The following is an 11739-nucleotide window of genomic DNA, read 5'->3' as shown; positions in this document are numbered from 1 at the left end:
AAGTGTACAATATGAATGATTCTGTTATAAAATAGTTAAACGGAATTCCATGGTTTTAAACAAGCATGGAATTTTTTAGTTAGAAGAAGCTTCTTCCCATTTATCCATCATTTCCAATAACTGCGCCTCATTTTCTTCGATTTGGCAAGTTAATTCATTGTATTTTACGTAATCATTAATGTATTCATCTAAATGAAGCAGGTCACTAAGCTCTTGAATCTTTTTTTCTAATTCTGAGATAGTCTTTTCTATTTTGCGAATTTCATTTTGTTTCTTTCGATCGATTATCTGTTTTGCTTTGTGTTCAAAATAATCAGTCTCTTTTTTTACTTCTACTTTCTGATTACTGATTTGTTCAATATAGTGATCATAGTTACCTGGGAAATTGATCAATTCTTTGGGTGTCATTTCTACAATTCGAGTGGCAATCTTATTAATAAAGTAACGGTCATGGCTGATGAACAAAACTGTTCCTTCAAATTCTAAAAGAGCTTCTTCAAGGATTTCTTTTGAAGCAATATCTAAATGGTTAGTCGGTTCATCTAAAATCAGCAGGTTGGCATTGGTTAAGATTAGCTTTGCTAAAACGACACGACCTTTTTCTCCTCCACTTAGCATTTGAACCTCTTTAAATACATCATCATTTTTAAATTGAAATGAGGCAAGGATACTGCGAACCTGAGTATTATTCATTTTGGGATATTCATCCTGAATTTCATTAAAAATAGATTTAAGCGGATGCAAAGAGGTATGCTCTTGATCATAGTAGGCTGTCTCGACATGTGTGCCAAAGGTAATCTTTCCTTCGCTTGGTGATAATTGCTGCAAGATCAGCTTAAACAGAGTAGTTTTTCCAATTCCATTGGGTCCAATTAAGGCGATGCGCTCACCTCTTTTTACGTCTAAGCTAAGATGCTGAAACAGCCACTCCTGATCATAGCGATAACTTAGATTTTCCAACTGTAATACATTATAACCACTTTGAACCTGTGGGTGAAAACGCAGGCGAATAGTTTCCGGATCACTTTCCGGTTTATCCATCTTTTCCATTTTTTCTAACTGCTTTTCTTTGCTCATCGCTCGCTTAATTGATTTTTCACGATTGTATGAACGCAGCAATTGAATGCTTTCTTCCTGCTTTTTAATTATTCGCTGCTGGTTTTCGTAATGTTTCATTTCTACTTCTTTATCTTTTGAACGAGTATTGACATAAAAACTGTAGTTACCACGGAAAAGCTTAGATTTTCCATGTTCGACTTCCAAGATAGATGTACAGACCTGATCGATAAAATAGCGGTCATGGCTGATGATCACTACAGCGTGATTATAATTCTTTAAATAAGTTTCCAGCCACATGATCGCTTTAGTATCTAAATGGTTCGTCGGTTCATCAAGCAATAAAAGAGTAGGCTGAAGCAATAATAGCTTCGCAAGAGAAACACGAGTTTTCTGCCCTCCGGATAAAGACTGAATACTTAAATTAAAGTCACTTTCATTAAATCCCAGACCTTTTAATACTCCTTTGATACGGCTTTGATAACTGTAGCCATCAAGCTCACTGAAACGATGTGTTAATTCATCATATTCCTTCATGATCGAATCAAGCTGCTGCGTTTGGCTCATTTGGCTTTCTAATTCACGCAGTCTATTCTCCATTAAAATGATTGGTTCAAACACCTTAATCATTTCCGAATAAATCGTTTCATTTAAATGAAGATTACTTTCCTGTGTTAAATAGCCGATAGTTGTTCCCTTTGCTTTATATATATCCCCGCTATCAAAGCTTTCCTGATCAGAGATAATTCGCATTAAAGTTGATTTTCCTGCACCATTAACACCGACGATGGCAATTTTTTCGTTATTTTCTATTTTAAAAGTAATATCTTTTAATATAGATGTCGTTCCAAAAGACTTAGAAATATTACTGCATTGTAAAAGCATTTCTCTCACCTCACATAGTCTTTATTGTAACAAAAATATTTTTTAATTTATATATTGTGTATTACACAGTTACGTGGTATACTGTGTTTGACACATAGATGTGTATTACACATATAAAGAAAGGGGATGGGCAGCTATCAAGAGATTAAGTTGCCAGTTAACTTGGAGTAAGTGTATAATGAGTGATAAAGAGAGTAGGTGAGGACGATGGATACTCAATTTAAAAAAGGAGTGTTAGATATTTGTGTATTAGCGGCCATATCGAAGAATGAAATGTACGGATATGGTTTGAAAGTAGAAATGTCCAAGTTAATGGATATTAATGAAAACACTTTATATCCATTGCTGAGACGATTAGAAAAAGACGGATTATTGGAAACATACACAAAAACAAGTGAAGCAGGCAGAGCTAGAAAATATTATTTAATTACTTCCAAAGGAACTGATTATTTGGAAACAATGAAAAAGGAATGGAAACAATTTACTAAAAGTGTGGATAAGATCCTAGAAGGAGGATATACAAATGAGTAAACAAGAATTTTTAGATATTCTGGAAGAAAAGTTAAGTGCTAAAGTTAACCGTGAAGAGACGGCTTCCTTAGTTCAATATTATGACGGGTATATCGATGAAGCCCTGGATTTTGGAATGAGTGAATCAGAAATTATTGAGCAATTGGGAGATTTAGATTTATTGGTAGATGAAATCACTCAGGGATTGTCTCAGGAAAATATTGATATTTCCACAAGAGAAATTGCAGTCACAACAAATGATCTTGAGGGATTGGAAATGGATCTTCGCAATACTTCGGTAGAGGTTGTATATGATGATACGGTCAGTGGAATCAGTGTGAAAGTAGATAAACGCTTTAAGCAAGATTATTTAGTAAAAACGATTGACGGTGTATTTAAGATTAAACAGATTAAATCATCAATTTCTGTTGGACCGGGATTTGTTGTACGCTATAACCGCGGAGAAGATAAACGTTTGTTTGATTTTGATTTTAACTTTGATCTGGAAATTAAATCTCGTAAATTATATGTCAGAATTCCAACTAGCTATGATTTGGAGACTTCGATTGTTACAACGAACGCTAAAATTGATATTAGCGAGGGAAACAATAAAGTTCAAACCGCACCGGTTCATTTATCGACGACCTGCAGTTCAATTACAGTCAATAATATGAAAATCAGGGATCTGCATTTAAAAACATCGAACGCAGCGATTCGTTTAAATAATGTGGATAGTGAAGTTTTAGAAGCCATAACTTCTAATTCGAAGATTGTGATGGAAGACGTGCTGGCAAAACAATTAAAGGTTCAGACTACCAACGCTAAAATACAATTAGATGATGTCTTATTTTTAGATGGCAGAATAAAAACAACGAATGCAAAGATCAGCTGTGCATTAAGAAACAACGATCTCTCTAAACGTGTTCGCTATAAAACAAGTAATTCAAAGGTCGTCATTGATGGTGTTCGCTATGATAACAGAGGTGAATTGGATTTCAATGATCAGGGAGAATTGATGAAGTTAGATGTTCAGACAACCAATGCGAAAATCGAATTAGAAAACTTTAGGTAGAAGGATGGCAAGGTTGGTCTTGCCGTTCTTTTAGTTTTTGATAAATTTAAATTATCTTTTAAGAAAAATAATAAATATAAACAGAAAGATGTTAAGATTTCGTTAAAAATAATAAAAATATATAAAACGAAAACTAAATATTTAATATTAGTATTTTAAATACAAAAATATATTAAATATATCTAAATTTCATAAATTATTAATATAATTATATTGTATTCTCAATAAACATCATGTATAATTGTATACAATACGAACTATGTATAATGGGGGGATCAGTTTATGAACTTAGCGTATAAGATCTTAGCTTCTAAATTAGTATCTGGAGAATTAGTGCCTGGTCAGGAAATAGGAATTCGATTGGATCAAACATTAACGCAGGATTCAACGGGAACAATGGCATATTTACAGTTGGAAGCTATGGGGATTGACCATGTGGCTGTTGATAAAGCAGTCGCTTATATTGATCATAATATGCTTCAGACAGGGTTTGAAAATATGGATGATCATGAATTTATTCGTTCAGTCGCTAAAAAACATGGGATTGTTTTTTCAAAACCGGGGAATGGTGTATGCCATCAGCTGCATTTAGAGAATTTTGCGAAGCCGGGAAAAACATTGATCGGATCAGATTCGCATACACCGACATGTGGAGCGATGGGAATGATTGCGATTGGAGCCGGTGGTCTGGATGTCGCTGTAGGAATGGCATCAGGAATTTATTATTTATCATGCCCAAGTGTCATGCAGGTTGTGTTGAAGGGGGAGAAACCGGCTTGGGTGAGTGCCAAAGATATTATTTTAGCGGTGTTAAGAAAATTGAGTGTTAAAGGCGGGGTCAATAAGATTATTGAATATGCAGGTACTGGTGCAGCTTCTTTATCTTTGACCGAAAGAGCGACCATTTGCAATATGGGAGCTGAACTGGGGGCAACAACTTCGATCTTTCCTAGTGATGAGCATACTCGTGAATACCTTCTTTTGCAGGGACGTGCTGAGGATTATATAGAATTAAAAGCGGATGATGATGCGGTTTATGATGAAACGATCGAGATCGATCTTTCTCAACTGGTACCCTTGGTTGCACAGCCACATTCACCTGATGCTGTCTGCGAGGTCAGTCAATTAGAGGGCATGTTAATTGATCAAGTCGTAATTGGAAGCTGCACAAATTCTTCATTTGCCGATATGATGAAAGTCGCACATTTATTAAAAGGAAGGAAAGTAGCAGATCATGTCAGTCTAGTAATTGCTCCGGGATCAAGCAGTATTCTTGCGATGCTGGCTGAAAACGGTGCTTTGGCAGCCATGATTCAAGCGGGGGCTAGAATTTTGGAATGTGGCTGCGGACCTTGTATCGGAATGGGACAGGCACCTAAAAGTAAAGGTGTTTCATTGCGTACGATTAATCGTAACTTTAAAGGACGCAGCGGTACGAATGATGCAAATGTCTATTTAGTTTCACCGGAGGTAGCGGCTTTATCAGCGATCAAAGGATATCTGTCCGCTCAGTTTGACGAGGATATGTATTTAGCGGAAATTCCCAATATACCATTTATTAAGAATCCACACTTCTTTATCAATGAATATGATTCTAGGCAGGATGTGATCATGGGACCTAATATCAAACCGGTTCCGCGTGGTCAAAAGATAGCCGATTCGATCAGTGGAGAAGTGGTTTTAAAAGTAGAAGATAATATTTCAACTGACCATATTGTCCCATCGGATTCAAAATTGCTGCCTTATCGTTCTAATGTAGAACACTTGGCTAAATTTGCTTTTAGTAAAGTGGATTCTGAATTTTATGAACGTGCGGTTTTGGCTAAGCAGGGATTTATTGTTGGCGGAGATAATTATGGACAGGGTTCTTCTCGTGAACATGCGGCATTGGTGCCAAGCTATTTAAATATTCGTGGAGTTATAGCGGTGAGCTTTGCCCGAATTCACCGTTCAAACCTAATCAACAATGGGATTTTGCCATTAGTAATCAAAAAAGAGGATTATGAACTGCTTTCAAAAGGCGATCAGTTAGAGCTTGTTGATGTTAAGAATTGTGTAGAAAAGGATCGGGAAATAACGATCTTGAATAAGACAACTGATAAAACATTAAAAGCAGAGCTTAATTTGAGTCAAAGAGAAAAACAGATGCTGATGTATGGCGGCTTATTGAATATGATTAAAGAAACTGGAGGGCAAAAAATATGAAAGCAGTATTGATACCCGGAGATGGAATTGGCAAGGAAATATCAGAAAGTATTCTTCAGATTACGGAAGCATTGCGTTTGGATATCGATTGGGTAACCTATCAGGCAGGAGCGGATTATGCCTTAGCACATGGTGAACTTTTTGAACCGGGCTTGCTGGAGGCGATTAAGGAATATAAATGGGCTTTAAAGGGACCGACAGCAACACCGATCGGAACCGGCTTTCGCAGTGTCAATGTTGCGCTGAGACAATATTTTGAAACTTATGCGAATGTTCGCCCGGTGAAATCATTAGTGGGAATTGCTTCACGCTATGAATTTATTGATCTGGTGACAATTCGTGAAAATACTGAAGACTTATATAAAGGAATTGAATATAAAGTAAACGATAATATGGCAAACGGAGTAAAGCTGATTACTCGAGAGGCCAGTGAAAAAATCTGCCGCTATGCGTTCGAATATACACGAAAGCATAATCGTAATAAAGTGACGGCAGTGCATAAAGCAAATATTATGAAATTAACGGATGGACTTTTTTTAGAAGCCTATCGTGAAGTCGCAAAAGATTATCCTGAGATTCAAACCCAGGAGATCATTGTTGACAACATGTGCATGCAGCTAGTCTTATATCCGGAAAAATATGATGTGTTAGTGGCACCGAATCTGTATGGAGATATCATTTCTGATTTATGTGCCGGGCTTGTCGGAGGATTAGGCTTTGCACCGAGTGCGAACATTGGTGATGACTATCACATCTATGAAGCGGCTCACGGTTCTGCCCCGGATATTGCCGGCAAGAATATTGCCAATCCGAGTGCATTGATCTTATCTTTTGTCATGATGCTGGAAGCACTAGGTGAAGAAAATGCTGCTCAGAAAATTAAAGATGCTTTAAACATGGTAGTAAAAGAAGGAGTGAAAACAACTCCGGACATCGGTGGTCAGGCTACGACAACAGAATTTACTCAAGCCATTATTAATAAAATTCAAGCGGGGAGGTAATCTATGGATACAGCTACAAAAAGTAATATGTTAAAAGAACGCGGGTCATTAGGAAATCGAACATTCTTGATATTAAGAGATAAGATTTTAAATGAAGAATACACTAAAGGGCAAAAATTGAATGAAGTGACTTTGGCAAAGGAACTGGAAATCAGTCGTACGCCGATTCGTGAAGCGTTAAAGCAGCTGGAACTGGAAGGACTGGTTCGCAGCATTCCTAATAAAGGTGTCTATGTCATTGGTTTTAGTGCCCGTGATATCGATGATATGTTTGAAATACGCTTAGCACTGGAAGGATTGGCAATTGAACTGGCAATTGATCGTATGGACGAAGATCATCTTAATAAGATCCAAGAAATTTTTGAATTAATGGAATTTTATACAATGAAAGATGATCAGAAAAAGATCGCTTCATTAAATATCGAATATCATGATGCGATTTATCAATCAACACGTTCTCAATACTTTGCGCAGTTACTAAAAGATATTAATTATTATGTATCGGTTACTTCACGTCATTCGATCTCTCAGCCGGAGCGATTGGATACAGCGCTGGAAGAACATAAAGCAATCTTTGAAGCAATCTTAAATAAAGATAAAAAAAGCGCACGTGAAATGATTAAACGTCATATTCGTTCCACTCAGACATTAGTAAAACAGTTTTATGCGAAAAAGGCGCAGTAAGCTGTTTTTTATGGATAAAAAAATAATCTCTGCTCAATTGTCAGGAAGAACAATTGCTGTCAGCGATATACATGGTCATTTAGATTTATTTGAGCAGCTTCTTGATAAAGTTCATTATTCTGTGCAAGATAACTTGATTATTATTGGGGATTATGTAGAAAAAGGGGAACAGATCTTAGAAACGATCCATCGCATGCAAGATTTAGCGCTATGTCAGAATGTTTATATTTTGAATGGGAATTGTGAATGGGCTGTCTTGGATATGGTCTATCATTCTTTTCATCTGAAGCATTATCTCAATAATGTAAGCTATAGTATTTTTCATGAAGTGTTTCGCAAACACCGTATTGATTATCGTCAGCATGAGGAATCGACATTAAAAATTTTAGCACAGCTGCTTTTAAAAGAAGAGCTGGTTTTTATTGAGTCTTGTGCGGTGATGCTGAAAACGAAGGAGTATATCTTTGTTCATGCCGGGATTGAGGATCGTTTGGATTTTGAAAATAGTTCACTTTCCTCACTATTGGAACAGCGCTATTTTATGAATGGTCAGCATCCTTTGGCGCAGTGTGTAGTCGTCGGGCATCTACCTGCCGCTAATTACCATCTATACCATATTGATAACCGCATCATCATTGATGAAAATAAGCGTATGATCAGCATCGATGGCGGTGTTGGAGTAAAAATTGTCTGTCAGCTAAACGCATTGATCATTAATCAAGGATATCAGACACAGTATGTGCGACCATTTAAACGTGCCACTATTAGGAAAGCCTATTATCCGGGGATATGCCATCATCATAAAGTGACATGGCCGCATTATGAGGTCGACGTGCTTAAAAGACAGACAGAATTTTCCCTTTGTCAAAAAGTGTATAATAAAGAAAAACTTTCGATTAAAAATGAATTTTTATATTTAAAAAATGATCAGTGGTACTGTAAGGATGACTATATTGACTACCATGTGAGTGTTGAGGTAAACGATGTCGTGGATGTGATTGATATTTACGGACAATATGCCTACATTATAAAGGATCATGAGGTTGGCTGGATTTTAAAAGATTGTTTAATGAATATGTAATAAAACGATTAGAAACGCTCAAACTATAATGGGTGATAAAAATGGAACACGATATTGAAGTGTTAGAAAGTTTAGTATCCGGAATTGATATGGGAATCAATGCCAGCGATGAAGTCATGAAAAATGTTGAGGATGAAAAGCTGAAAATGGTCTTGATTGATCAGGCGCGTTCATATAAAGCATTGAAGGCGGAAGCGGAAGAACAGCTTGAAATTTATCAGCGTGATAAAGAAAACAAGCATGTTTTTGAAACCGCAATGCTTAAATCAATGGTGAAAATGAAAACAATGATGAATAATGATGATCATAAAATCGCAAAAATGTTAATTGAAGGAAGCACACAGGCGATTATGTCAATGCAGACATTGATCAATGATTATCCGGATATTGAGGAAAAACCAAAAGCGTTATGTGAGCAGTTTTTGAATTTATCAAAAGAGCATATTAACCAATGGAAGGATTTTTTATAAGCAGGCAAAAGCCTGCTTTTAACGTCTTTATTATTAAAAAAATAAATTGTTATTACATTAGATTTCGTCTATAATGTTGATAAAGGAGTGTGGAAATATGCATCCAATATTAGAGCCATACGCTAAATTTGTTGACTTCTTAGGAGAAGCCTTAGGAGACAACGTAGAGATCGCTTTACATGATTTAACGACTAAAAATAAAGAGATCGTTGCTTTACGAAATGGGCAGATTAGCGGTAGGGATATAAATTCGGGGTTATCCAGCTTAGCTGTACATCTATTAGATGACAAACAGTATTTAACCAAGGATTATGTATTTAACTATAAAACAGTCGGTGCAGACGGCAAGTTGCTGAGAGCTGCTACCTATTTTATAAAAGATGGACAAAACGCCGAACCGGTAGGAATGATCTGTATCAATGTTGATATAACCGATTTTAATTATATCGAAGATACATTGAAAAAAATCTTAGGAATCAAGGATGAGACACCGGCTGAATTCGGACGTGAAAATCCTATCGAAGTTTTATCTAATTCATTGGATGAAACCGTTGAAAGATATATTAAAGAAGCACTGGAGGAAATGGGATTCCCAAGCTATTTCCTGCCGGAACGCTTAAAGGTTGACGAAAAAATCAAAGTCGTGAAGTTTTTACAGGAAAAAGGAACATTCAAAGTTAAAGGGGCGTTGGTTTTCGTTGCCAATAAATTAGGGGTATCTGAACCCACCATTTACCGTTACTTAAAAAAAGATGCTATATAGGAGGAATAAGAATGGCAAATAAAGTATACGTTTCAGGTCACAAAAATCCTGATACAGATTCAATCTGTTCTGCAATCGCTTATGCAAACCTTGTAAATCAGTTAAAAAAATATGATGCAAAACCAGTGAGATTAGGAAATGTCAGTTTAGAGACACAATATGTTTTGGATACCTTTAAAGTACAGGCTCCGGAATTATTGAAAACAGTCAGACAAACAGTAGCTGATTTAAAATTTGATCGTGTTGTGAAGTTTACAAGTGACTTTACATTAAAAACAGCTTGGGATCTCATGAAAGCAAAGTCATTAAAGACAGCACCGATCGTAGATAAGAATGCAACATTATTGGGAATCCTTTCTTCAACAAGCCTGATTGAAGGCTATATGGGAGGATGGAATGCAAATATTTTAGCGGAAAGTAAAACACCTGTGGAAAACATTATCGAAGTGTTGGAAGCTAAATGTTTATATCGCAATAACGATGATACTTATTATGGAGAATTACAGATTGGTTCGATGTCTTCAGCGGAAATGAAAAAACGTATTCAAGAAAAGGATATTGTTTTAGTAGGCGGAGATCGTCGTTCAGCAATTGAAGTATGTATTCAAAATAAAGCCGGATTGATTGTTCTGACAGGTAATCTGCCATTAAGTCAGGAATTGGCAAAACAAATCCGAGAAGCAAATATCACAACTATCTTAACTCCATATAATACATACATGGCTTCACAGATTATCGTACAGGCAATTCCGGTAAGCCATGTTATGGATACGGATAACATTACCTGTGTTCATGTAGAAGATTCAATTGATCAGGTTAAAGAAGTGATGACCGAAACACGTTATCATAACTATCCGGTATTGGACGTTAATAATAAGGTGTTAGGAACACTGAGCCGCTATGATGTGATTGTAGATGAAAAGAAACAGATCATTCAGGTGGATCATAATGAACGCGGTCAAGCTGTTGATGGCATTGAAGAAGCTGAAATCTTAGAAGTGATCGATCATCACCGTGTCGCTGATTTTGCAACAATGTCTCCATTATATTTTCGTGGAGAACCGGTTGGCTGTACAGCGACGATTGTTGCGAAGATGTATCATGAAAATGGGGTAGAAATTACTAAAGAAATGGCGGGATTAATGTTGGGCGCTATTATTTCTGATACCCTGTTGTTTAAATCACCGACATGTACGCCGGTTGATGAACAGATGGCAAGAGAACTGGCGAACATTGCCGGAGTAAAAATCGAAGATTTTGGGATGGATATGTTCAGAGCCGGAACTTCATTAAAAGGAAAAACAGTTTCTGAAATCTTAAATGCGGACTATAAACCATTTAAATTCGGTGACAGCAAAGTGGGAGTAGGACAAGTAAACAGTATGGATATTGATGGATTCTTACCATTGAAAGAAGAAATGCTGGCATACATGAATGAAAAAGTTGAAAAAGATGGCTTAGATTTCATTATGTTGTTAGTGACAGATATTATTAATGCCAATAGTGAAGTATTTGTTGCCGGAAAAGAGCAATTAGTGGAACAGGCATTTAATTGTCAGTTAGTAGATCATCAAGCAACTTTACCGGGGGTAATTTCACGTAAAAAACAAGTTGTTCCGGTGATTACGGCTTTATATTAAAATAAAAAGATTTACCAAGTGGACATCTCGGAAAGGTTAGGTCAAAACGCTAACCAATAGAGGAGTTTAAAAGGTAAATCTTTTTTGTTAACGATGCTGTGTATTTTTCAAAAGCAGCTGTCGATAGGCAGTGGGGTGACTCGAAAGGCTTTAGGATTTTTATGAAGCAGCTTACAAAAAACGGTTTGTTCAGGATAGAAACAGACCGTTTGATAGTTCGAATCTTCTGTTTTTCAGGGGGACTGCCATCTTTTATCAACATCTATTGAGATCGGCTTGGCTTGATGAGTACACAGACTTGAGGAATGTTGACAGACTATATTAAAAAGTATAAGTGGATGTTGGCGTTATCATTGGTGTTAACATTTATTA

At 36.5% G+C, this 11739-nt stretch carries 10 protein-coding genes; 9 read left to right on the top strand and 1 reads right to left on the bottom strand.

All coding sequences use genetic code 11. The annotated features are described in order from the left end of the window. Positions 1 to 75: 75 nt before the first annotated feature. Entirely contained in the window at positions 76 to 1941 is a 1866-nt protein-coding gene (locus ACLRVU_RS10760; protein WP_147551379.1) for an ABC-F family ATP-binding cassette domain-containing protein, read from the bottom strand. 207 nt (positions 1942 to 2148) lie between these two features. On the opposite strand from ACLRVU_RS10760, the gene ACLRVU_RS10755 reads away from it, so the two are divergent. The 9 genes from ACLRVU_RS10755 (at position 2149) to ACLRVU_RS10715 (ending at position 11367) form a co-directional block, all read left to right on the top strand. Then, positions 2149 to 2472 carry a PadR family transcriptional regulator gene (locus ACLRVU_RS10755; RefSeq protein WP_041137908.1) on the top strand — a complete coding sequence of 108 codons (324 nt, stop codon included), beginning with the start codon at positions 2149 to 2151 and terminating at the stop codon, positions 2470 to 2472. Next, positions 2465 to 3523 carry a DUF4097 family beta strand repeat-containing protein gene (locus ACLRVU_RS10750; RefSeq protein ID WP_147551381.1) on the top strand — a complete coding sequence of 353 codons (1059 nt, stop codon included), beginning with the start codon at positions 2465 to 2467 and terminating at the stop codon, positions 3521 to 3523. The genes ACLRVU_RS10755 and ACLRVU_RS10750 overlap by 8 nt, the downstream gene beginning before the upstream one ends. Positions 3524 to 3805: 282 nt before the next feature. Then, positions 3806 to 5728: an aconitate hydratase gene (locus ACLRVU_RS10745; protein ID WP_147551383.1), complete on the top strand. Its 1923-nt coding sequence runs from the start codon at positions 3806 to 3808 to the stop codon at positions 5726 to 5728. After that, on the top strand, positions 5725 to 6729 hold the full coding sequence (locus ACLRVU_RS10740; RefSeq protein ID WP_147551385.1) for an isocitrate/isopropylmalate dehydrogenase family protein: 1005 nt from the start codon (positions 5725 to 5727) through the stop codon (positions 6727 to 6729). The genes ACLRVU_RS10745 and ACLRVU_RS10740 overlap by 4 nt, the downstream gene beginning before the upstream one ends. A gap of 3 nt (positions 6730 to 6732) precedes the next feature. Continuing rightward, the gene (locus ACLRVU_RS10735; RefSeq protein ID WP_147551387.1) at positions 6733 to 7413 is read left to right on the top strand and encodes a GntR family transcriptional regulator; all 681 of its coding nucleotides are present in this window, start codon (positions 6733 to 6735) and stop codon (positions 7411 to 7413) included. A gap of 10 nt (positions 7414 to 7423) precedes the next feature. Then, on the top strand, positions 7424 to 8494 hold the full coding sequence (locus ACLRVU_RS10730; RefSeq protein ID WP_412891860.1) for a metallophosphoesterase: 1071 nt from the start codon (positions 7424 to 7426) through the stop codon (positions 8492 to 8494). 41 nt (positions 8495 to 8535) lie between these two features. Continuing rightward, complete coding sequence (locus ACLRVU_RS10725) at positions 8536 to 8964, top strand: DUF2383 domain-containing protein (RefSeq protein WP_147551392.1); 429 nt, start codon at positions 8536 to 8538, stop codon at positions 8962 to 8964. Between the two features lie 97 nt (positions 8965 to 9061). Further along, positions 9062 to 9727: a transcriptional regulator gene (locus ACLRVU_RS10720; RefSeq protein ID WP_412891859.1), complete on the top strand. Its 666-nt coding sequence runs from the start codon at positions 9062 to 9064 to the stop codon at positions 9725 to 9727. Positions 9728 to 9738: 11 nt separating this feature from the next. Then, the gene (locus ACLRVU_RS10715; RefSeq protein WP_412891858.1) at positions 9739 to 11367 is read left to right on the top strand and encodes a putative manganese-dependent inorganic diphosphatase; all 1629 of its coding nucleotides are present in this window, start codon (positions 9739 to 9741) and stop codon (positions 11365 to 11367) included. Positions 11368 to 11739: the final 372 nt, after the last annotated feature.

The sequence above is a fragment of the Beduini sp. genome, from assembly GCF_047239305.1.
Classification (GTDB): domain Bacteria; phylum Bacillota_I; class Bacilli_A; order Erysipelotrichales; family Coprobacillaceae; genus Beduini.
Note: the sequence above shows the minus strand (reverse complement) of the source record. Positions and strands in the feature narration are given on the sequence as shown.